This is a genomic window from Myxococcales bacterium, from assembly GCA_016703425.1.
Taxonomy (GTDB): domain Bacteria; phylum Myxococcota_A; class Polyangia; order Polyangiales; family Polyangiaceae; genus JADJCA01.
Map to the genome: position 1 here is coordinate 699,922 of JADJCA010000002.1, position 22,020 is coordinate 721,941.

Consider the following 22,020-nt stretch of genomic DNA (forward strand, 5'->3'; position numbering starts at 1 on the left):
CGCTGTTTCGCCCTTCTGGCGCCGCTGCGAGCGAGCTCCACGTCGAAGGTGTCGTCGAGCGCGTCACCTATGAGTCCGCCGAGTCGAGCTTCCGCGTGGTGCGCGTGACGAGTGACTCGGGCGAGGCGCTCACGATCGTAGGGACCTTTCAGCGCGTCTCGCCGGGTGCCCGCGTTCGCGTCCGCGGCACCAAGATCGTCGATCCGAAACACGGCGAGCAGATCCGGGCGCTCAACGTCACCGAGCTTATGCCGACGACGCTCGTGGGCATCCGTCGATACCTGGGCTCGGGTCTCATCAAGGGCATCGGCGAGGGTTACGCGAACAAGATCGTCGACACCTTCGGCCTCGAGACGCTGCGCGTCCTAGACGAGGAGCCGGAGCGCTTGGCCCTCGTACCGGGCCTCGGCAAGAAGCGCGTGGAGACGCTCCTCAAGGGGTGGCAGGAACAGCGCGCGGTCCGCGAGGTCATGGTCTTCCTCCAAGCGCACGGCGCGAGCCCCGCGCTCGCCGCTCGCATCCACAAGCGCTACGGCAAGGACGCCATCAACATCGTCTCGCGGGAGCCCTACCGGTTGGCCCTCGACGTCTGGGGCGTGGGGTTCAAGACCGCCGATCGCATCGCGCAGGAGCTGGGCGTCGAAAAAGACAGCGCGACGCGCATTCAGGCGGGCGTGCTCCAAGCGCTGCAGGATGCCACCGAACGAGGTCACGTCGCGGTCCCCAAAGAGGCGCTGAGCGAACGCGCGCTCGCGTTGCTCGAGTTGGGCGACGACGCTGGACAAGAGCGCGTGGAGACCGCCCTTGAGGCGCTCGCGCGCGGCCGATACGTGGTCCGCGAGAAGACCTCCGAGGGCGTTGTCGTCGTCTACCTAGCGCCGCTCCATGCGGCGGAGGTTCGCGTCGCCGAGCGACTCCTCGCGCTCGCCGGCCGGTCGATGCGTGCCCTCAACGGCGCCGAGCGTGCGCTCCGTGAGTTCGAAGCGCGCTCAAAGGTGGAGCTCGCCGAAGAGCAGCGCGAAGCCGTCGAGCGCGCCGCCAAGGAGGGGCTTCTGGTCCTTACGGGCGGCCCGGGCGTCGGCAAGACGACTATCGTGAGAGCCATTTTGTCGGTCTTCGAGCACGCGAAGCTCGTCGTGCGGCTCGCGGCGCCTACGGGCCGAGCGGCAAAGCGCCTCGCCCAGTCGACGGGCCGCGACGCCGCGACGCTGCACCGCCTCTTGGAGTTCGAGCCCAAGCGCGGCGCCTTCAAGCGAAACGCGAGCGCGCCTCTGGAGGCCGATGTCCTCATCGTCGACGAAGCCTCGATGATCGATCTGCCCATGGCCGACGCTCTCCTGCAAGCGGTTGGCGATGGCGCGCGCGTCGTGCTCGTGGGCGACGTCGATCAGTTGCCGAGCGTGGGGCCCGGCGCCTTTCTCCGCGATGTCATCGCGTCGGGCGCCGTTCCCTGCGTACGACTCTGGAAGATCTTCCGTCAAGCCGAGACGAGCCTCATCGTCGCGAACGCCCACCGCATCAACCGCGGCGAACCGCCCCTCGCTCCGCCAAGCGGCGGCGACGCGGACTTCTACCTCATCGAACGAAAAGACGCCGACTCGGCCCGCGACACCATCGTCGAGGTGGTCAAATCGCGCATCCCCAAGCGCTTTGGCCTCGATCCGATCCGCGACATCCAGGTCCTAACGCCCATGCATCGTGGACCGGCCGGTTCGCTCGCGCTGAACGAGGCGCTTCAGGCGGCGCTCAACCCAAACACCACAGCGCTGACACGGGGCGATCGCAGCTACCGCGTCGGCGACAAGGTGATGCAGCTCAAGAACGACTACGACCGCGACATCTGGAACGGCGACGTCGGCGTCGTCGACAGCATCGACGTGGAGGAAGGCACGCTCGTCGTGCGCTTCGAGGACGGAGAGGCTCGAGCTCGAACAAGGGCGACCGGCCTGCCGGACGCACCGTGCCGTACGAAGCCGGGGATCTCGACGAGCTGACGCTCGCCTACGCGTCGAGCATTCACAAGTCGCAGGGGAGCGAATACCCGGCCATCGTTATTCCCCTTCTCACGACGCACTTCGTGATGCTCTCCAAGAACCTGCTCTACACAGCGGTCACGCGCGGCAAGCGCCTCGTCGTCCTCGTGTACGACCCGCGAGCGCTTAGCCTCGCTCTGGCAGAGGACCGGCGCGGCGAACGCATCACCCGCCTCGCGGAACGCCTGGCTCCGCCGGGCCCGGCTCCCCATGGGCCGTCCCACGCCGCGCCTCGGCATGACCCTCCGCATTAACCGTTGACCTTTGGGCCGCCTGTTCGCACGCTGAGGGGAGCATGTTGGGACGCCTCCTCTTGGGAGCTTTCGTTGGGGGCCTTGTGGGCGCGCTCGCGGCAGCGGTGTTGCTCAAGGGTCTCGCGCTCGCGTCGGTTCCCGCGCTCGTGCTGTATCTCACGGCAACGGCTGTGGGCGCCGTAACCGGGCTCGTGGCGGGCAAGCCGATTTGGTCGAGCGGCGGGAAGATCGAAGCGGGCCTGAAGAGCCTCTTCGGCGCCGCGCTCGCCGCCGGTGCGCTCTTCGCGCTGCGCCGCTTCGTGCACACGAGCCTCGATCTCTCGACCTACGGAGCTGGCGTCGGCGAGATCGGTGAGCTTCCCGCCGTTGCGCTGCCCCTCATCGCGGCGACGCTCGGCGGCTTCTTTGGCCTCGACAACACACCCGAGGCCGCGGACGCGCCGCGGACCGGCGTGCGCGTGGCCAAGGACGTTCGCGCCGCGGAAGCCGCGGCGGATGAAGACGAGGCCGCTGAAGAGCAGGCGCCCCGCAAGGCGAAGCGCTAAGAGCGAACATGCCTCCGTTCCGCGCGGCCTTTCTCCTGGCGACGGGCGGTGCCGCCATCGTGACGGTGGACGCGTGCCTGCGCGGGCCCCCCAGCTTGCCGGTCGCGCTCGCGCTCTTCACGGCCTACGGGGCGCTGATCACGTCTGGCGTTCTCTTCCTGAGGTTACGCGTCTTCGTGGACGCGTTGCTGCGGGGTCCCAAAGGCGAGCCCCACGTCGCGCTCACCTTCGACGACGGCCCCGATCCCGAAAGCACGCGCCGAATCTTGGCCGTGCTCGCTGAACGGAGCGCGAAGGCCACGTTCTTCCTCATCGCGAAGAAGGCGGAGAAACATCCTGAACTGGTGCGCGAGCTGCTCGCTCAGGGACACGAAGTCGGTCTTCACTCCTACGGCCACGACCGCCTCTTCTCGTTGCGGGGCGAGCGCGCCGTTCGCGAAGACCTCACGCGTGGCGTCGAGGCTCTCGAGCGGCTCACTGGAGAGCGGCCCGTTTGGTTTCGCCCTCCCATTGGGCACACCAACCCGATCATCGCGCGCGTGTCGGAGGACTTGGACCTCGCCGTGATCGGATGGTCTGCGAGCGCCCGCGACGGGACAAGGGGCGCCAAGCTCGAAGCCTGTCTCGGACGGATCAAGCGAGGCCTCGCGCCAGGGGCCGTGTTGCTGCTTCACGACGCGTCCGAACGCGGCGACTACGAGCCGCTCGGTGCCGAGCTGGTGCGCGCGGTGCTCGACGAGATTGAGCGACGAAAGCTCACCGTCGTTCCGCTGTCTCGCTTCGTGTCTCTCGGGGGGCCTCGAAGGCACGGCCTTGATGGTCACACGTTGCCGTGCGGAAGCGCTGGCAGTTCGACCACAAAGCGGGCGCCTTCGCGGTAGTTCGCGTCGACGGAGATGGTGCCCCGCGCGCCTTCGACGATGCCCTTGCACACAGAGAGGCCGAGGCCGGTGCCCTGCCCGACGTCTTTCGTCGTGACGAAGGGTTCGAAGATCGAGTTGCGGAGACTCTCGGGTACGCCGGGACCGGTGTCCTCAATTTCGAGGCGAGCCACCTCGCCAACGCGCGACGCGCGAAGGCGAACCTCTCCGCTGCCGCCGAGCGCCGACGCCGCGTTGAGCACGAGGTTAAGAACCACCTGCGTCAATCGGCCCGGCGCGAGCCCCACTTCGAGCGTCGCGTCGACCTCGACCCGGAGCTCCACGTTCCGCACCTCCTTCTGATGGCGCACGAGCGCCACGACGTCGTCGAAGACCGCGCGAACCGACGCGACGCCGCTGCCCTCCGGCCCCTCTCGTGCAAAGTCGAGGAGATCGTGGACGACACCGTTGATGCGCTCCGTCTCCTTCTTCATGCGGAGCATGAAGTCGCGTTGCGCTGTCGCGTCGAGGCCGCCATCGAGCACCAAGTCCTCGAGTCCCAAGAGGGCCGCGAGGGGATTGCCGATCTCGTGCGCGACGCCTGCGGCGAGGCGGCCAACGCTGGCCATGCGATCGCTGCGCTCGAGCTGCACGTTGGTCTCCGTGAGACGGCGCGTCGTACGGGTCAGCTCGTCGATCTTCTTCTTGAGGTTCTCTTCTTCGACGAGCAGGTGTGTCGTCATGGTCCCGAAGGCCTCGCCAAGCTCGCGAATCTCGCGCGCACCGCTGTCGTGGACCACGAGCGTGCGCGCGCCGCCGGCGACACGTCCCGCTGCTTTCGCGAGCGACTCGAGGGGCCTCACGATGAGGCGGGTGAGGACGATGTAGGCGAAGATCAGCAAGCTCGCGGCGAAGACACCGACGTAGATGGCGACGAGCCTCACGAGCGGCGCGGCGCGATCGATCTCGCCTGCGAAGACCCGCGCCACGACGAGGAACTCGCCCGCGGGAGCGGCGACCTCGAGCACGCGCACGTGTGGCGTGCGAACGACCCGCGCGCGCGCGAAGCGTGCTGCCGGTCGCTCGACAACGCGACGCGCGATGAGCTCCGGCGGCGCCACGAGCGCAGCAGCCTCGGCGCCGGCGCTGGCCACCATCTGCCCCTGCGCATCGAAGGCGGCGACGGCTTCGAGGGCTCCCGCGTGAACGTAGCTGGCCAGGATGTCGTGAATCACGAGCGCCGGCGCCGACGCGTTTTGAGCGCGAGCCGCCTCCACGTCGTGCGCCACGACACTCGCCAGGGCGCGGGCTCCGTCTTCTCGCTCCGCGACGAGCGCCGTCCGGCCGATGCTCGCGATAGCAAAAAAGAGCGGGACGAAGGCCAAAACCAAGAGGCCCGCCAGCGCCAGGACGATCTGCACGCGGAGTCCTCTGCCGGGGCCCGTCACCACGGCCCCCATGTTCAGTCCTCGGCTCGTTCGTGTCGATTGTTTCGCCGCGACCCGCTTGCGAGCCAGCGAGAGGTCGGCTAGTTATTGAAAGTGGTTTTCAGTTTCCTCGACGAGGTGCCTTTGAGGGCGCCGTTCCGCGTGAGCCAAGTTGGGCTCGATCGCGAGCTGGTGGCATGGCTGAAGGCCGTCGGTATCGAGGAAGGCACGACGCTCGAGGTGCTCCGGCGGGGGATTTTTGGCGGGCCGTTGCACGTCCGGACGTCCCTGGGCTGCGAGTTGGCCGTGCACCGCGCCATCGCCAAGGGCATTCGGGTCGAAAAGGGCGAGGTTGACGCTCGCGTGGCGGCGGCGAGCGGGCCCGACCTCGATCTCGCTCCGCTGAGTGCGAGCACGGCGGCGTGAACGACGCGCAAGCGGCGAGCGACCACGTCGACAGCGGTGCCGGAGGAGTGAAGGACGGCGAAGGCCAAGGTCGCGCGAGGGAGTCCTCGAGCGGACGCGAACCGCTCGTCGTCATGGTGGGCCGGCCGAACTCCGGCAAGTCGTCGCTCTTCAACGCGGTGACCGGCTCGAGCGCCCGCGTCGGCAATTTCCCCGGTGTCACCGTCGACGTCTTGGAGTCGGAAGCGCGACTCGCCGATGGAACGAAGATCGAGCTCGCCGACCTGCCGGGTCTCTACACCATCGACCCAAACGCCGACGCGGCCACCGACGAAGGCGTGGCTGCCAAGTTCATCACCGATGCGCGGAACGACGGACGTCCCGTCGTGCTGATGCAGGTGCTGGACGCCACCCACCTAGGGCTGCACTTGCGACTGACGACCGAGCTGGCGCGCCTTGAGCTTCCGCTCGTGGTGGCCGTCTCACAGGTCGACCTCTTGAAGGACGCCCATCGCGCCATCAACATCCAGGCCCTTGAGGCAGCGCTCGGCGCCACCGTCGTGGCGGTGAGCGCGCGGTCCGCGTCCGCCAAGGCCGATGTGCTCTCGGCCATCGAGCGGTGCCTGAAGGAGCCAAGCCCACCGCGCACGGATTTCGATCCAGTGCTGACCGCCGACGGGGCCATTCGCGTCAAAGGGGGAGCGGAGGGGCGGGCTGCGACGGAACGACTCGACGGCGTCCTTCTGCATCCGCTCGCGGGCCCCGTCCTGTTCGTGCTGCTGATGGCGTCGCTCTTCGCGGCCGTGTTCCTCATCTCCGATCCTGTCACGACGGTCCTCGATGGACTCATCGCGCGTGCGCGCGCCGCCGTCGAGAGCCGCGTCGGCACCAACCTGGTGGCGTCGTTCATTAGCGACGGTCTCTTGGGCGGCGCCGGCACGGTGCTGGCGTTCTTGCCGCAGATCGTGGTCCTCACGCTGGCCATGGAGCTGCTCGACGCGAGCGGGTACTTGGCGCGCGGAGCGTTTCTCGTCGACCGGTTGCTGCGTCTCATGGGCCTGAGTGGTCGGTCATTCCTTCCGCTCCTCATGAGTCACGCGTGCGCCGTTCCCGCGATTTCCGCCACACGCATCGTGAGGGATCCGAAGGAGCGACTGACGGCCATCTTGGTCCTGCCGCTGATGACGTGCTCGGCGCGAATTCCCACCTACGCGCTCGTCGTCAGCACGTTCTTCTTTTCAGCCTCGGCGTTCCGCAAAGCGGCGATCTTCGTCGTGCTCTATTTCGCGGGCCTCGCCAGCGGCCTCGTCGCGTCGCTCATCCTTCGTAGAACGGCGGTGAGAGGTCGCAGCTTGCCGCTCGTGCTCGAGATGCCGGGCTACCGTATGCCTCAGCCAACGGTCGTCGCGCGGCAAGCCTGGCGCGCGGCGTCCCGATTCCTGAGAGAGGTCGGGACCACGATCGTCGTGGCTTCGGCGGTGCTCTGGGCCGTCCTCACGCTTCCGTCGCCGTGGGCGACCGCGACCGCGACCGAGAGCGCAACCATGACGGCGACCGCGCAAGCGCCACGCCCTACGCCCATCGAGAAGAGCGTCGCCGCATCCGTCGGACGCGCGCTGGAGCCCGTGACGAAGCCGCTCGGCTTCGACTGGCGCATCAACGTCGGACTCATCGGCTCCTTTGGCGCGCGCGAGCTGATGGTCGGCACGCTCGGCATCATCTTCGGCATCGACGACGCGGGCGCCGATCCGGCGCCGCTGTCGGAGCGCCTTCGGAGCGCAAGGGGCCCGAGCGGGACGCCGCTCTATCCGACGCGAACGGGCCTCGCGCTCCTGGCGTTTTTCGTCGTCGCGTGCCAGTGCATGAGCACCGTCGCGGCCATTCGCCGTGAGACGAGGAGCCTTCGGTGGCCCGCCTTCGTGCTCGCGTACACGTACGCTGCGGCCTATGTGCTCGCGCTCGCCGTGCACGGCGTTGCGGGCGCCATGGGTCTGTAGACGGCCGCGCTACCGGACGCCGAACAACTCGTTGACGATGCGCGCGATGCCGCCGCCGGTCTCGCTCGTCTCCGTCAGCACGTGACCAGCAGCTCGCTTCACGTCGTCGGGGGCTTGACCCATGGCAAACGAGTGGCCGGCCGTCTTCAGCATGGGGACGTCGTTGAGCCAGTCGCCGACGGCGACCGTCTGCTCGATGCCGACACCGTAGTGCGCCGCTATCCACTCGAGCGCCGAGCCCTTGTTGCCGCCAGCGCCGCGGACGACCATTCCCCATCCGCCGCCGGCGCGTCGCACGGGAAACATGGCCACCTGGGCGGCGTCGCCCACGTCGGCCTGAATGGCCTCGACGGAGGATGCGATCTGCTGCACGGTCCCGAGCGCCACGACGGCGGTGATGCCGTCTTCGTTTTCCCAGGAATGGTGATCGGCGACGCGGTCCGTGCGTTCGACGTCTTTGGACCACGTGACCACGTACGAGAGGAAGGGCTCTCCCTCATGGTCGTGAACGATGGCATCGCGCGCGAACACGAACGTGGCTGCGCCGCTGGCGGCCAAGGCGTCGCGAAGCTTGAGCGCGTGCTCACCGCGGATGCCGTGGTGCATCAGCGTTGTGTGCGTCGAAGCGCTGACGAGGTGACTGCCATCGACACAGCCGACGGGCCCCGTGAGGCCGAGCGCGACGGCCGTGGGGCGCGTCCCCGAATAGAGGCGCCCCGTGATGATCGTGATAGGCACCCCGGTGCGCGAGAGCGCACGCATCGCGTGCAAGTCGCTCGCGTGCGGTTGGCCGTTGCCGTCCAGCAACGTCCCATCGAGGTCGACGGCGAGAAGGCCCGGCGTTCGGGCGTTCGCCGACTCGGGGTTCATCCCGCGTGCGGGAAGACCGAGACCTTGCGCTTGGTATTGGAGCGCCACTCGTACTTCACGACGCCATCGATGAGGGAGAACAGCGTGAAGTCACGCCCCTGCCCCACGTTGTGGCCGGCCGCGATGCTGCCGCCGACCTGACGAACGATGATGTTGCCTGCGCGGACGGTCTCGCCGCCGTAAACTTTGGTCCCGCGGCGCTGCGAATTGGAGTCGCGTCCGTTGCGGGTGCTGCCTGCGCCTTTTTTGTGAGCCATGGCGTCTTACTCCTTCAGCCGGTGATGCCGGTGATCTCGAGGGCGGTGAAGGGCTGCCGATGACCCGTCTTCCTGCGATAGTTCTTACGGCGGCGGAACTTGAAGATGATGATCTTTTCGCCGAGGCCCTGGCTGGTGATCTTCGCGGACACCTTCGCGCCCTTGACGGTCGGCTGGCCAATCTTCACCGCATCGCCGCCCACGAGGAGGACCTCGTCGAAGGAAACGGAATCGCCAACACCGCCGGGGAGCTTCTCCACTCGGAGTTTGTCGCCTTGAGCGACCCGATACTGCTTGCCGCCCGTCTTGAACACCGCGTACATGAGCCCTCGCTCGGAGCCGCAGCGACCCGAAGGGCGCGTGCGGCGGGGGTTCTCGGTGTGGGCACAATGGCCCGAACCGAGGGACGCGGGAGTATACGGATCGGCCCGACCTTGTAAAGCAGTGTCTGCGTCCCGCGTTCGAATTGCCCTCGAATTGCCCCATGGGCGACGCCGACCGGACGGCGGCCGCGGTGCGCGAGGCAGAATCCGAGGGGAAAGCTGCATTCGAGGCTGACTCGACGGCCCCCCTCGGTGCTACTTTGAGGGGAGCCCGCTCCCGGCCCTCGGCGTGATTGTCATGCAAAACACCGTCATTTTCCGCGTTATCGGGCTAGCTTCCCTGGGCCTCGCGGCGGCGTGCAGCGCGCCCGATCCCGGCGAAATCACCATCCGCCGGCCTGCAAAACCCCAACCCACCCGCTTCGACGCCGGCGTCTCGACGGTCGGCACCGGAGGAGGGGGCGCCGGGGCCTTCGCCGGTGCGCCGCCGTACCTGCGGCAGAGCGGCCCATCAACCCTGCAACAGGCGCACGCGACGACGGTCATCGGCGGGACCAATCCCGCAGGACGAGACTGCACCGAATGCCACAAGGTCGGCGGGCTCGCGGAGCGCAAGGACGGCGGTGCGTCAACGCTGTGGACGGCCGGAGGCACCGTCTATACGTCGCTCAGCGGGCCCCCTGTCGACGGCGGCATCGAGGTCCGGATTCGGCTCCCCGACGGCGGCGGCGCCAGCGCCTACACCGACGATCAGGGGAACTTCTTCTTTCCTCAGACGCTCTTGCCGAGCGTGCCTGGAGGCTCCCTCGTGGGCGTGCGCGGCGACCTCGCCCCGACGGGGCGCAGCATGACCGGCATCCTCTTGGACAACCAAGGCGGCTGCTCGGGTACCGGCACGTGCCACGGCGGCACGGCCAACAAAGTCTTCATGCAATAGCCGGCGCCCGGCCGGGCGGTCTTCGGCGGTCCGCCGCGGCGCTGGCTCTCTCTGCCGAGCCGAGGACGTGGTAACGAGGACGCGTCATGACGATGCGACCCCTCGCCGGAGGCCACGCGCCGATGGGCCATGCGGAAGCGTCCGGCGCTGCGAACGGCCATGTCGCCATCGTGCTGCACGCGCACCTGCCCTTCGTGCGGCACCCGGAGCACGAACGGCACCTCGAGGAGCGGTGGCTCTACGAGGCGCTCATCGAGTGCTACCTGCCGCTGCTCGACGTCTTCGACCGGCTCGCGGGTGAAGGCGTCGGTTTCGAAGCCACCATGACCGTGACGCCGCCGCTCGCCGCGATGCTGAGCGACGCCATGTTGCGGAGGCGCTTCGACGCGCACCTCGCGCGACTCGAGGCGCTCGCCGAAAAAGAGATGGTTCGCCTCTACGGCGATAGTCGCTTTGCGCCGCTCGCCACCTTCTATCGTCACGAGCTGGCGCGCATCCGCAGCATCTGGGAGCGACACGGGGGCAACGTGTTGGCGGGCCTGGTCGCCCACTGGGACGCCGGCCGTCTCGAGCTCATCACCTGCTCGGCGACCCACTGCTACCTGCCGGCGATGGTGCCCGCGCGCGAAGGCGTCCGGCCGCAGCTCGAGCTCGGCTTTCGGGCCTTCGAGACGCTCGTCGGGCGACGACCCGAGGGCGCCTGGCTAGCCGAGTGCGCCTATCACCCGACGCTCGACGCTGAGATGGCGCGCGCCGGCATGAGGTTCACCGTCCTCGATTCGCACGGCCTCGATCTCGCGAGACCGCGGCCTCCCTTCGGCGTGCACGCGCCCATCGCATCCCCGAACGGCGTCGCCTTCTTTGCGCGAGACGCCGAGTCGAGCCGTCAGGTCTGGTCCCGGGAAGAGGGCTACCCCGGCGACTTCGTGTATCGAGACTTCTACCGAGACATCGGCTTCGACCTCGATGAGGAGCACCTCTATGGAGAGGTCGGTCCTCATGGCACGCGGCTGATGACGGGGCTCAAGTACTACCGCATCACCGGCAAGACCGATCACAAGGAGCACTACCAGCCGAGCGCCGCGGCGGCCCGCGCGCGCGAGCACGGCAGGCACTTCGCCGCGTCGCGCATCGCCCAGGTGAAAGACCTCGCCCACCGGGTGCCCCACCCCATCGTCGTCTCGCCGTACGACGCCGAGCTCTTCGGGCATTGGTGGTTCGAAGGGCCTGTCTTTCTCGAATCCGTGTTCCGCGAGCTGCACGCGCGAAGGGGAGACGGCGTCACCGCCATCAACCTCCGGTCGTACCTCGAGCGGTACCCGGCCATCGTCAGCGCGACGCCGGCGGCGACGTCTTGGGGAGCCGGCGGCTACGGCGCCGTTTGGGTCGGCGCCGAGGCCGCGTGGTCGTGGCGGCACGTGCACCACGCGACGCGGTACGCGAAGTTTTTGGTGGAGCAGCACCGAGGCGACGGCGGCCTGCGTGGACGCGCGCTCGATCAGCTGATCCGCGAGCTCTTGCTGCTGCAATCGAGCGACTGGAACTTCATCATCAAGACCGGCACGTCGATGAAATACGCCGAAGCCCGCATCCGCGCCCACGTGCATCGGCTCCGTCACCTGGGACACCTCGTCGAGACGGGGGTCATTGAAGGCGAAGACGCCGCATGGCTCGACGACGTGTGCGCCCGCGACAACTTCTTGTGGCAGCTCTCGGGAAGCGGGCTGCGAGACGTGTTTTGAAGAAGAGTCTTTGCTAAACGGAGGAGCGATGCTCACGCTGGAAGGCACCTACACCGCGATTGTCACGCCGTTTGCCGCTGACGAGTCCATCGACTGGAAAGCCTTCGACGCCCTCGTCGACGCGCAGATCGCTGGAGGCGTCAGCGGTCTCGTCCCCTGCGGCACGACGGGCGAGAGCCCGGCGCTCTCAGAGGAAGAGCAGCTCGCGGTCATCAAGCGCACGGTGGCGCGTGCGGCCGGCCGGGTGCCCGTCATCGCGGGCACGGGCTCCAATTCGACGCGCCACGCGATTCACCTCTCGAAGGCCGCGGAAGCCGCCGGGGCCGACGGCGTCATGGTCGTGGTGCCGTATTACAACAAGCCCACGCAAGAGGGACTCTTCCGCCACTTCACCGCGGTGGCCGCGGCGGTCAAGTGCCCGGTCATGATTTACAACATTCCCGGTCGCACCGGCATCGACCTCTCGGCCGACACGCTCGTCCGCATCTGCGAAGCGTCGCCGAACGTCATCGCCACGAAGGAGGCGACGGGCAACGTGCTCCGCGCGCAAGAGCTGGTGCGGCGACTCGGGCAGCGACTCACGGTGCTGTGCGGCGATGACGCGTTGACCTTGCCGATGGTCGCCATCGGCGCTCGCGGCGTGGTCAGCGTCACGAGCAACCTGCTCCCGAAAGAGGTGAGCGAGGCCACGCGGGCCGCGCTTCAGGGCGACAACGAAAAGGCGAGGCGCCTTCACCTGGCCCTCGTGCCCGTCCACGAGATCATGTTCGTGGAGGCGAACCCAGGCCCCGTTAAGGCGGCCATGGCGAAGCGCGGCATGCTCGCCGACGTCGTTCGCGGACCGCTCTCCTCGGCGACGGAACCGTCGCGGAAGAGGCTCTGGGAGACGCTCGACCGGTACGAAGGCCGCGCGCCGTGACCGCCGCGCGCCTCAAGCTCGCGCTCGTTGGAGCGTCGGGACGCATGGGGCAAGCGATCCTGCGCCTCGCCGAAGAAGCCGGAGACATCGACGTCGTCGCGCGGGCATCGGAGGGCGACTCGCTCGAGGCCGCTTGTGCGGCCGGCGCCCACGTGGCCATCGATTTTTCGTCGCCCGCAGCGACGCGTGCCTTCGTGGCGCTCGCCGCCGAGGCTCGGCTGCCGGTTGTGGTCGGCACGACGGGCCTCGGCGAAGACGATCGGCTCGCGCTCTCGGCCGCTGCCGCGAGCACGCCGCTCTTCGTCTCGTCCAACATGAGCGTCGGCGTCTACGTGCTGGGCGCGCTGCTCGAACGGGCGCTCGTGATGCTTGGCCCCGACTTCGACGTGGAGATTGTCGAAGCGCATCACCGACGCAAGGTGGACGCGCCTAGCGGAACGGCGATGACGCTGCTCGATGTGGCGCGCAAGACGCGCGCGGGCTCCGAGGCCTCCTTCGGTCGCAGCGGCCGGCCTGGCGCGAGGCCGGCGGCGGAGATCGGCGTCCTCGCGATGCGAGGAGGCGACGTCGTTGGCGATCATCACGTTCACCTGCTCGGCGACGGGGAGCGACTCGAGCTGACGCATCGCGCTTCGAACCGCGACGTCTTTGCGCATGGTGCGCTCCGGGCCGCGCGATTCCTAGCGCACGGCCGTTCGCCGGGCCTCTACGGGATGAAGGACCTCTTCGCGTAGCGTGCGACCGAACACACGTGCTGGGGGTCGCCGGACAGCGAAGGCGATCTAGAACGGCAGCGTGAGATCGAGCGAGCCGCCGCCCTTGCCGATGCGGGGGCTCACGGGCAGCGGGCGCCGCGCGCTCGCCTTGCCGCCATCACTCTGTCCTTTGTCGCCCGAGTCGGTCACGAGCAAGACGAGGCCGGTGCCCGCCGTTGCGGCGGCCACGCCATAGAACACCAGCTCCAAGAGGCGCACATTTTCGCCGCGCTCGACGCGTTTGCACGCCGCATCCAGCGCCGCGACGTCCGACTGGGGCACTCCTTGGGGTGAGCAGAAGTCGCCGCGCAGCGTCTCGTGGTCTCGACGATTCTCGTCTTTCAGCGTGAGAAACTCGGCCGCCTTCACGGTGCCGGCGATGCCAAAGCCGACGCCCACGCCGATGAAGCCGAGCGCGACGACTGTGCGCGTCGAGATCGGGGCCGACGGCTCCGGCGCCTTCGTTTCGCCAACGGCCGCGAGCTTGAGCGTGAGCACCTGCTCGGCCGTGGACGACACGTCGACTTCCCTGGTGAGCGTCTCGTAGCCGTCGGCCGTGACCTTAATCGTGTGACGACCGGGCCGAAGTTCGACGGTCGCTTCGCCGCGCACGATGGCGACGGCTTCGCCGCCGTCGACGACGAGCTCCCCGGTGAGATCGCCGACGCGGACCGTGACCGGCGCAGCGACCGGTTGGCCGAAGAGGCGATCGCTCAGCCGGCCAGCGATGCGACGGAGCACGTCGTCGTTCTGATCGCGCAAGTTGTCGCTAAACGACTCGGAGGCCACGGTGTCGGGTTTGCCTCGACGCCACAGGTGGACATCCGCCGTGACCTGCCCGCGATCGGGGCCCTTGCGAAGCTGGCCCCAGACGAAGCGGTCGACCTTGAGCTGCTCGCCGATCTTGATGAGGCAGAGCGGGTCGGGCTGCTGCCCGCAGCTCAATCCGTTCATGAGCGTGCCGAGGTTCACGGTCGTTTCGTCGACGATGACACCGGGCGCGAGCCGCGCGCGGGACCGAAGCGCGCCCGTGAGGGCTTCGGCTTGGTCCTCCGCGTCTTCCGAAGAGAGCCCGAGGATCGGAACCTCCGTCTTCATCTTCGACGGGGCGGCGCTCTCTGCGGGGCGGCTCTTCGCGGGCGGCGCCTTGGCGGGGGCTTTCGCCGGCGGCTCTGCCGCGACGGCGGCGGACGCGCCGAGCAGCAGCGCGGTGGCCGCCACGGCGGCGACCGATGACGTGGCCAGCGCCAACGCGCGTCGCTTCACGAGGCGATGCGGCAAGGGGCGAGCATCTCGCAGTCGAACCGAGAGCACGGGGAGCAATGGTACCTGCGAAGGGCCGCCCTGCATCAGAAAGCAACGCGAAAGCGGAGGTCACCTTCGCGGGGGCCCACGGACGGCGTCAGCGACCATCGACGGGGCGGGGCGGCGGCGGTCGTCTTCGCGGAAGGCTCGGTCAAGAGCAGGATGGTCCCTGCGCCCACGAACGCGACGCCAACGCTGCCCGCGATCCACGCGAGGGTGCTGTCGGGTTGGGCCTTGTCGCCGAGCTCGCAGGCGCGCCGCATGTTCGACGCGACCGATGGCAGCACGCCGGCCGGTGCGGGGCCGCACGGGTCTTTGATCTCGGCACGAATCGGATCTTGGCCGTACTGATTCTTTCGAAGGTCGGCGACATCGGAGCTGTTGCCGAACCACTGGACGCCTTTGACGGCGCCCACGACGATGGCGACGGCGCCGACGCCGACGAGGCCGTAGGCTACGAGGCGACGCACCGGCGAGGGGCGCTCTTCAACCTTGGGTGGCGCTTCGACGGCCTTGGCAACGAGCGAGACGGTGAGCGGCGTCTCGGCGCCAACGACGACGTTCACCGTCTGGCGGACCGGGAGGTAGCCGTCGGAACGGATCTCGATGGTGTGAGCACCGGCCTTGAGTTCGAGCTGCGCCGAGCCCTCGACGAGGTTGGCCTGCGTCACGCCGTCGACCGCCACCGTGCCGGCACCTCGCCCCGCGCGAACTGTGACCATGCCGGTCGTCAGCGTGCCCGTGAGGCGCTCGAAGATTCGGTTCGCGATCTTCTTGAGGCCCTCGCTCGCAGGATCGCGAAGGTCGTCGGAGAAGGTCTCCTTAACGACGCTGTCGTGTTTCCCGCGCTGCCAGTAGTGGGCCTCGACGGCGACCTGACTCTTGCCGGCCCGTGTCATGCGGCCCCAGAAGAATCGGTCGGCCTTCAGTTGGTCGCCGACGCGCTGGAGGCACGGCGCATCGAGACGACACTTGAGACCGGCCGTGAGGACCGCGAGGGACACGGTGCTCTCCGAGAGCGTCCAGCCGGCGGTAGCCTTCAACTTCGCGCGAAGGGCGGCGGTGAAGGCGTCTGCTTGCTCCTCCGCGTCGTCCGATTCGAAGGGAAAGACCGGCGTGCCACCGGCCGCAGACGCGGCCGGAGGGGCCGGCGTCTTGCCCGGCAGCGGGCGCTGAGCCGCAGCCGTGCTGAGCACGAAGAAGACGACGAGCGAGCAGAGCACCGCAAGGGCGCGCGGAAGCATGCGGCTAAGTTATCCTGACGTCGGCCCTGCAAGCAAAAGGAGCGAGGCCGCGATGCGCATCACCGGCGGAGCCTTCCGCTCTCGATCCCTGGCGAGCCCTTCTGGCTCCGAGACTCGGCCGACGGCAGATCGGGTCCGGGAAGCGCTGTTCTCTATCCTGGAGAACCGCTACGAGCTCACGGGCGCTCGCGTCCTCGATCTCTACGCCGGAACGGGCGCCCTCGGCCTCGAGGCCCTGTCGCGGGGAGCGTCACACGTTACGTTCGTCGAGCGGCGGCGCGAGGCGCTGGCCGCGATTCGCACCAACGTGGCCTCCTTGGGCGTCCTGGCCCAGTCGGAGCTGATGCCGCGGACCGTCCACGCGGCCCTCGCCGCGCTCGCCGGTCCCTTCAAACTGATTTTTGCCGACCCCCCCTACGCTGACGTTCAGTCTGGCGTTGCGGCGGAGGTCATGAGTGGATTGGCCCGGCTGCTCGGCGAAGGCAGCGTCTTTGTGCTCGAACACGGCAAAAAAGCCGCTGCGCCCAGCATTGCCGGGCTGGGTTGCGTCGACAGCCGCACCTACGGCGACACGGCTCTGGTGTTTTACGAACCCCGATGAACAACGAACCAGCAGACGGCGCATCACATCCGGTTGCTTACAGCGGCCGCGCTTTCGTTATACTCCTGCCGCTGGGCCGTGCTGTTGGCGGTCGGCGGCCACGGGCCACGCCCGTGATCGCACTTCCCGGACGCCGCTTGCGGCGATCGCTCCCACTGAGGTCCCTTAAGAGATGAGTGCCAGCACGCCTCCGCCCCCCACGGGCAACAACAACGCACTTTATGCCGGCGTTGCCGTACTGCTTCTCCTAGGCATCGGCTTCTTCGCTTGGAAGTCATTGAGCAGCCCCACGCCGACGCCGCCGGTGCCGTCGGTCCCCACGCTCCCGTCGGCGCCGCCGACGTCGACGCTGCGGATCGACGACATCCCGTTGCCGCCGCCCATCGACGCGGGCGCTCCGGATACCGGGCCCGTCAGGACGGTCACGGGCCCCGGCCCGAACCCCTGCGAGGCTCGCGTCTGCAAGGGCGTGGCTGGCTCCGAGCTTGAGGGAGCGGTGCAGTTCCGGGCGAAGCAGGCCCACCGCTGCTACGACAACGCGCTCGCCTCCGACAACACGTTGGCCGGCAAGGTGACGTTGAACCTGAAGATCGGCTCAAACGGCTCCGTCTGCGCCGTTAGTGTGGTGAGCAACGAGCTGTCCAACGCCAGCGTTTCGCAGTGCGTCGCCAACGCCTTCCGCTCCTCCTCGGGCTTCCCCGCACCGAAGGGTGGCTGCGTTGAGATCAACCTGCCCATTAACTTCAAACCCGGAGGCCGCTGAGCGATTCCTCTCTTGGGGAATCGCCGCGCCATCACGCTTCATGGAACGCCTCTCCGCTCGTGCGACCTTGGCAGTCGTTTCGTTCTCGTTGCCGCTCCTGGCGCTCGTCGCCTGCGGTGTCGACGGCAAGACGCCCGACTGCCAAACGGCGCAAGCGGGCTGCGAACCGAGCGCCGAGAACGCCAACCCAACGACTGACGCGCGCGCCGACGGAACCCTCGAAGGGGGTCGCGATGGGGCGACGAGCCCCGACAGCGCGACCACCACCGACGGCGGAGTGGATTCCGCCAGCGACGCGAAGTCTGATGGAGCCGACGCGAAAGCCGACGCCAAGCTCGACGCGGACGCGAAGACCGGCTGAGCGCCGCGATCATGGCGCCCGGCGACGATGATCTGCCGCAAGGCGGGCGCGGCCAGAGCGGGCGCGGCCAGAGCGGGCGCGGCCAGAGCGGGCGCGGCCAGAGCGGCGGCGGGAAGACTACACCTCCGTCGGGTGCACCAAGGCCCACGACGCGCCCCCCTTCGGTGCGTCCCGGCACACACCGACCGTCGGCGCGCGCGCCCGATTTGCTCGGTTCCGCGCGCCGCCTCTCGTCTCTGGACTTCGGCCTCGTAAGCGCCTCGAGGCGCATCGTCGAAGGCGCCCTCGGCCTCGTCTTGGGCGATCACTTCGTGGCCATCGTCGACGGGCCACAACACCCCTTCGCCGACGTCCTCCTCGATGCCGCCGTGTCGGCCGGCGGCACCGCGGAGCTCGTCGACCTCGACACGTTTGGGCCGCGCCCGCTGCGCACCGTTCCCGCCGCCCTCAACGGCGCGCTTGCGAGGGCCCAAACGGGCGTCTTGCTCGCGGCGCTCGATGACGCCGAGCACAGCCTCACCGAGGCCATCGAGCTCGCCGTTCGCACCAACCACTTACGGTTTGGGCACCTACCTGGCGCATCGCGCGGCGGCGTCGTGATGGCGTTCGCCGCCGACCCGAGCCGCATCGTCGACGTCAGCCGAGCCGTGCGGTTGCGCCTTCGCCCCGACTCGACGCTCCGCTTGCGCAGCCCCGCCGGGTCCGACCTCACGATCGCGCTCGCGCCGGAGAGACGATGGCACGAACGCGCGGGGAGCTTGCGCGGCGGCCGCTTGGAGCCTCTTCCGTTGGCTCAACTCGTCACCAACCCGCTGGACGTCAGCGGCGTCTTCGTGGCGAACGCGGGCGCGAGCCCCGAGTTTCAGAGCGGCGGAAGCCTCGCTCGCAACCCCGTGCATTTCGAGCTGGAGGGCGGCGTGGTTCGCGCCGTTCGGTGCCGTGACTCGGTGCAAGAGCGCCGCGTCGAGCAGGCCCTTCGCCGGGAGCACCTCCTCGACACGGTGGGCCTCGTCGCGCTTGGAACGAACGTCTCGCTCGACGGCGCGACGGGTGAATGGATCTTCGATCAAACGCTGCCAGGCTTGCACCTGATCTTCGGGAGCACGTTGCCGGAGCACACGGGAGCGCGCACCGGATCGCGGCACCAGCTCGTGGCCACCGGCACGCACGCAGACATCGATCTCGACGGCGCGCCGCTGCTCCGCTCGGGGCACTTCGTTTCCATTGCGTGAGGCCCGAGTGTCGACCCTCTTGCTGAAGATCGCGTACAGCGGGACCCAGTTCTCGGGGTTCGCGCGCCAAGACGGCCAGCGGACCGTGGAGGAGGTCGTACAAGGTGCCCTTGTGGCCGTGGACCCGGGATGCTCGAAGCTGCGCGGCATGAGCCGCACTGACAGCGGCGTTCACGCGCGCGCGCAGCTCGTGGCCTTTGATGCGTCGCTGGAAATTCCGCCGCGCGGCTGGGTCCTCGCGATGAACAGCCACCTGCCCGACGACGTCGCGGTGCGAGAAGCGCGCGCCGTTCCCGAGGGATTTCATCCACGCTTTGCCGCCAAACGAAAGCGGTACGTCTACCGGCTCCACCTGGACCGGGTCCGCGATCCGTTGCGCGCGCCCTTCGTCTGGCGCGTAGGCGGTGAGCTGGACCTTGCGCTCATGCGGGAGGAAGCGGCGACGCTCGAAGGAACGCACGACTTCGCTGCGTTCCGCTCCGCGGGCGACGGCCGAGAGAACACCGAGAGGACGTTGACCCGCGTTGCCGTCGACGGGCCCTCCGACGGTGAGCTCAGGGTGGTGGTGGAAGGCAGCGCCTTCCTCTACAACATGGTTCGCATCATCGTGGGAACGCTCGTCGACATCGGCCGCCATCACAGAGACAAGGGCACGATGGCGCGCGCCCTCGCCGAGCGAGACCGCGGCATCTTGGGCACGACGGCGCCGCCGACGGGTCTGTGCCTCGACGACGCGGAGCTCACGCTCCCAGAAAACTGCGGCGAGCCATGGCCGCTTTGATTTCGTCGCGCAACGTTCATGTGCGCGCGGCGCAGGCCGGTGAAGGGCGGCAGGTGGCCGGCCTTTGGCGCGAGCTGTGGGAGGCGCACGAGGGATGGGGCGGCTACGCGGCGACCCGCGACGAGCGCGCCTACGCGCAGCTCGCGATTCGCCTCGACGAAGACGCGCGTATTCGCGGCGGGCATCCGCTCCTCGGTCGTCACGTGCACCTCGTGGCCGCCATTGGCGACGACCTCGTTGGTCAAGTTGAGGGCTGGCTTGAGCGGCAAGGCGAAGACGCAGAGACGCCGCTGACCTGCGAGGTTCGTTCGCTCGTCGTGACCAAAGGCGCTCGCGAGGGCGGCCTCGCTCGGGCGTTGCTCGCGGCGCTGTCGCGCGAGGCCCGAACGTTTTCCGGCGGCGCCCCCGTACTCCTAGCGGCCGAGGTGCTCGACCCCAATCCCGCGCAGGCGTTCTACGAGCACCTCGGCTTTCGACCCGTGTCGTGGTCCACGCGCATCGCCACCGAGCGGCGCGGACGCGGCCGCCACGATACGCCCATCCGCGCCCGCGCTGGCACCGCCGACGACGCCGTCGCCATCGCCCTCTTGGAGACGGTGCTCGCGGGCCGACGGCGGCGCGCGAAGGACGCTCGCTTCGACCGGCCAAGAGCCCTCGACGCAGCGCTCGCGTCGGCCATCGCGCTGCACCTTTCGCAGCGACCGACGTCACCGTTCGACCCCGTCGAGCTCGTCGCCGACGACCGCGGCCGCGTGCGCGGCAACGCGTGTTTCGTGACCAACTGGCTCGACTACCCGTTCGCGCCGGCGCGCCGTGCCATCTTGGGGCGCATTGTCCTCGACCCGGCGGAGCCGGAGCCGCTGCGACTGCTCGAGCCGATCGTCGTGCAGGCCTGTCGCCACGCCATAACGGCTGAGGCGCCGACCATGGAGATCACCGATCTCGATGGCCCCGGCGGTCCGCTCTACACGGCAACGCAAGCCCTGGGCGCGCGCCCTTGGTCGCGCATCATGTTGCGCGCATACTAGGGCCATGCTCCGAGCGCGCGCCTTCCCGTTCGTCCTTGCTGCGACCGTTGTTCTCGCCGGCGAAGCGCAGGCTCAGCAGAAGGCGCCACCGGCCCCGCCGGTCCCCGCCGAGGCGAAGCGCCTTGAGGCGGCTTTCGCGGCGGCCTCCGACCGCGTCGCCGCCAGCGTCGTGCAACTCTTGGTGACGGTGCGCGAGGAAGCCGAAGGGCGCTTCGCGCGGAACCTCGTGCGCGGCGACGGAGCGACGGCGGGCGCCGCAGGCAGCGGCCTCATCGTCGGCGCCGATGGCGCCATCGTGACGAACAACGCGCTCATCGAGGACGCCCTGACGTTGCAGGTGCGTTTGCTCGACGGGCGCGTGCTTCCGGCCAAGCTCGTGGGTCGAGATCCGGCGACGGACCTCGCGCTCTTGCGGATTGAGGGTACGGGCTTCGCGGCGGCGCGCCCCGCCGAGGTCGAGCCGAAGGTAGGGCAATGGGCCGTGGCCGTCGGGGCCCCGTTTGCGTCGGGCAACAGCCTCGCCGTCGGGGTCGTGTCGAACAAGCCACGACGCAGCGTCGCCTTCGCGTCCATCGACGACGCGCTCCTGACGGACATCCAAGCCTCGGCGTCGACAACGGGCGGCCCGCTCGTTGACCTCGAAGGCCGTGTCCTCGGGATCACGAGCGCGGCGCTGAGCCGTGAATCGGGCACTGGCGTCGTGGTCCCCATGGCCGCCGTCAAGCGCGTCCTCGCGGAGCTCGCAAAGAGCGGCCGCGTCACGCGGCCCACGCTCGGCGCGTCGCTGCAAGATCTCACCCCGGAGCTCGCCGCGGCCATGAAGGTCGACGTCCGCGCCGGCGCCATCATCACGCAAGTCGCTGACGGCGGGCCCGCGAAGAAGGCGAACCTCGAACCCGGCGACGTCGTCGCGACGTTCGACGGCAAGCCGCTCCGCGACGCGGCGGAGCTTACCCGCGAGGTCCTGGCGAAAGACGTCGCACAAGTCGTCAACCTCGAGGTGCTCCGCCAGGGGAAGCGCTACTCCACACAAGTGACGCTCGGACCGCGCCCCGACGCGCCCCTCGCGCCGGTGCCCGTGCAGCAGCAGGGCGTTCCGCAAGTGGGCCTCGGGTTCAACGTTCGTGACCTCTCCGTCGACGAATCGAAGCAGCGAGGCTTGCCGGCAAAGGCGTTGCCGCTGGTCACCGTGGTCGCGCCGGGCTCCTCCGCGGATCGCGCCGGCCTCAAAGTCGGCGACGTGATCGTCGAGGCCGACGGCGTCGCCCTCGGCGCCGTCAAAGAGCTCCAGCAGGCGTCCCTCGACGGGCAGCTCCTTGTCCGCGTGCGCCGCCGCGACGCCGCGTTTTACGCGATCTTGAAGCGCTGAGCGCGAGCCCTG

Annotated in this window: 21 protein-coding genes and 1 pseudogene; 16 read left to right on the forward strand and 6 right to left on the reverse strand. The window is 68.8% G+C overall.

Annotation, left to right across the window (positions count from 1 at the left end):
* Window positions 1–2 precede the first annotated feature (2 nt).
* The 3 genes and pseudogenes from IPG50_09270 (at window position 3) to IPG50_09280 (ending at window position 3,713) form a co-directional block, all read left to right on the forward strand.
* Window positions 3–2,287: pseudogene (locus IPG50_09270) on the forward strand (ATP-dependent RecD-like DNA helicase).
* Window positions 2,288–2,328: 41 nt separating this feature from the next.
* A complete protein-coding gene (locus tag IPG50_09275) occupies window positions 2,329–2,832 on the forward strand; it encodes a hypothetical protein (protein MBK6692380.1) in 504 nt (167 codons plus the stop codon).
* An 8-nt stretch (window positions 2,833–2,840) separates the two neighbouring features.
* Window positions 2,841–3,713, forward strand: coding sequence for a polysaccharide deacetylase family protein (locus tag IPG50_09280; protein ID MBK6692381.1), 873 nt, complete (start codon window positions 2,841–2,843; stop codon window positions 3,711–3,713).
* On the opposite strand, the gene IPG50_09285 is transcribed toward IPG50_09280, so the two are convergent.
* Window positions 3,653–5,152 carry a HAMP domain-containing histidine kinase gene (locus IPG50_09285; protein MBK6692382.1) on the reverse strand — a complete coding sequence of 500 codons (1,500 nt, stop codon included), beginning with the start codon at window positions 5,150–5,152 and terminating at the stop codon, window positions 3,653–3,655. The genes IPG50_09280 and IPG50_09285 overlap by 61 nt on opposite strands.
* Before the next feature lie 105 nt (window positions 5,153–5,257).
* Between IPG50_09285 and IPG50_09290 the strand changes: the two genes are divergently transcribed.
* Both IPG50_09290 and IPG50_09295 read left to right on the forward strand, forming a co-directional pair.
* Window positions 5,258–5,545, forward strand: coding sequence for a ferrous iron transport protein A (locus IPG50_09290; protein ID MBK6692383.1), 288 nt, complete (start codon window positions 5,258–5,260; stop codon window positions 5,543–5,545).
* Window positions 5,542–7,521 carry a ferrous iron transporter B gene (locus IPG50_09295; GenBank protein MBK6692384.1) on the forward strand — a complete coding sequence of 660 codons (1,980 nt, stop codon included), beginning with the start codon at window positions 5,542–5,544 and terminating at the stop codon, window positions 7,519–7,521. Before IPG50_09290 ends, IPG50_09295 begins: the two co-directional genes overlap by 4 nt.
* A gap of 9 nt (window positions 7,522–7,530) precedes the next feature.
* Here the strand turns inward: IPG50_09295 and IPG50_09300 are convergent, their stop codons facing one another.
* The 3 genes from IPG50_09300 to rplU are packed head-to-tail and all read right to left on the reverse strand — an operon-like array spanning window position 7,531 to window position 8,971.
* Window positions 7,531–8,391 (reverse strand): HAD-IIB family hydrolase, encoded by an 861-nt coding sequence (locus tag IPG50_09300; protein ID MBK6692385.1) that lies wholly within the window; start codon window positions 8,389–8,391, stop codon window positions 7,531–7,533.
* Window positions 8,388–8,648 carry a 50S ribosomal protein L27 gene (rpmA, locus tag IPG50_09305; GenBank protein MBK6692386.1) on the reverse strand — a complete coding sequence of 87 codons (261 nt, stop codon included), beginning with the start codon at window positions 8,646–8,648 and terminating at the stop codon, window positions 8,388–8,390. Before rpmA ends, IPG50_09300 begins: the two co-directional genes overlap by 4 nt.
* A 14-nt stretch (window positions 8,649–8,662) precedes the next feature.
* Window positions 8,663–8,971: a 50S ribosomal protein L21 gene (gene rplU / locus IPG50_09310; GenBank protein MBK6692387.1), complete on the reverse strand. Its 309-nt coding sequence runs from the start codon at window positions 8,969–8,971 to the stop codon at window positions 8,663–8,665.
* A gap of 298 nt (window positions 8,972–9,269) precedes the next feature.
* Here rplU and IPG50_09315 point away from each other — a divergent pair, with 298 nt between their 5' ends.
* The 4 genes from IPG50_09315 (at window position 9,270) to dapB (ending at window position 13,303) form a co-directional block, all read left to right on the forward strand.
* A complete protein-coding gene (locus tag IPG50_09315; GenBank protein ID MBK6692388.1) occupies window positions 9,270–9,908 on the forward strand; it encodes a hypothetical protein in 639 nt (212 codons plus the stop codon).
* Between the two features lie 122 nt (window positions 9,909–10,030).
* Window positions 10,031–11,650 carry a DUF1957 domain-containing protein gene (locus IPG50_09320; GenBank protein ID MBK6692389.1) on the forward strand — a complete coding sequence of 540 codons (1,620 nt, stop codon included), beginning with the start codon at window positions 10,031–10,033 and terminating at the stop codon, window positions 11,648–11,650.
* A gap of 28 nt (window positions 11,651–11,678) precedes the next feature.
* Window positions 11,679–12,569 carry a 4-hydroxy-tetrahydrodipicolinate synthase gene (locus tag IPG50_09325; GenBank protein ID MBK6692390.1) on the forward strand — a complete coding sequence of 297 codons (891 nt, stop codon included), beginning with the start codon at window positions 11,679–11,681 and terminating at the stop codon, window positions 12,567–12,569.
* A gap of 44 nt (window positions 12,570–12,613) precedes the next feature.
* Entirely contained in the window at window positions 12,614–13,303 is a 690-nt protein-coding gene (gene dapB / locus IPG50_09330; protein MBK6692391.1) for a 4-hydroxy-tetrahydrodipicolinate reductase, read from the forward strand.
* A gap of 48 nt (window positions 13,304–13,351) precedes the next feature.
* Here dapB and IPG50_09335 read toward each other — a convergent pair whose 3' ends face one another.
* Window positions 13,352–14,638 carry a PEGA domain-containing protein gene (locus tag IPG50_09335; protein ID MBK6692392.1) on the reverse strand — a complete coding sequence of 429 codons (1,287 nt, stop codon included), beginning with the start codon at window positions 14,636–14,638 and terminating at the stop codon, window positions 13,352–13,354.
* 35 nt (window positions 14,639–14,673) lie between these two features.
* Window positions 14,674–15,873 (reverse strand): hypothetical protein, encoded by a 1,200-nt coding sequence (locus IPG50_09340; GenBank protein ID MBK6692393.1) that lies wholly within the window; start codon window positions 15,871–15,873, stop codon window positions 14,674–14,676.
* Window positions 15,874–15,925: 52 nt separating this feature from the next.
* On the opposite strand from IPG50_09340, the gene rsmD reads away from it, so the two are divergent.
* From rsmD to IPG50_09375, 7 genes are all read left to right on the forward strand, one after another.
* Complete coding sequence (rsmD, locus tag IPG50_09345; protein ID MBK6692394.1) at window positions 15,926–16,474, forward strand: 16S rRNA (guanine(966)-N(2))-methyltransferase RsmD; 549 nt, start codon at window positions 15,926–15,928, stop codon at window positions 16,472–16,474.
* 172 nt (window positions 16,475–16,646) lie between these two features.
* Complete coding sequence (locus IPG50_09350; protein ID MBK6692395.1) at window positions 16,647–17,237, forward strand: AgmX/PglI C-terminal domain-containing protein; 591 nt, start codon at window positions 16,647–16,649, stop codon at window positions 17,235–17,237.
* Window positions 17,238–17,277: 40 nt separating this feature from the next.
* Window positions 17,278–17,598, forward strand: coding sequence for a hypothetical protein (locus IPG50_09355; protein MBK6692396.1), 321 nt, complete (start codon window positions 17,278–17,280; stop codon window positions 17,596–17,598).
* 11 nt (window positions 17,599–17,609) lie between these two features.
* Window positions 17,610–18,830: a hypothetical protein gene (locus IPG50_09360; GenBank protein MBK6692397.1), complete on the forward strand. Its 1,221-nt coding sequence runs from the start codon at window positions 17,610–17,612 to the stop codon at window positions 18,828–18,830.
* 7 nt (window positions 18,831–18,837) lie between these two features.
* A complete protein-coding gene (truA, locus tag IPG50_09365) occupies window positions 18,838–19,611 on the forward strand; it encodes a tRNA pseudouridine(38-40) synthase TruA (protein ID MBK6692398.1) in 774 nt (257 codons plus the stop codon).
* Complete coding sequence (locus IPG50_09370; protein MBK6692399.1) at window positions 19,599–20,639, forward strand: GNAT family N-acetyltransferase; 1,041 nt, start codon at window positions 19,599–19,601, stop codon at window positions 20,637–20,639. The genes truA and IPG50_09370 overlap by 13 nt, the downstream gene beginning before the upstream one ends.
* 4 nt (window positions 20,640–20,643) lie before the next feature.
* Window positions 20,644–22,008 (forward strand): PDZ domain-containing protein, encoded by a 1,365-nt coding sequence (locus IPG50_09375; protein ID MBK6692400.1) that lies wholly within the window; start codon window positions 20,644–20,646, stop codon window positions 22,006–22,008.
* Window positions 22,009–22,020 lie beyond the last annotated feature (12 nt).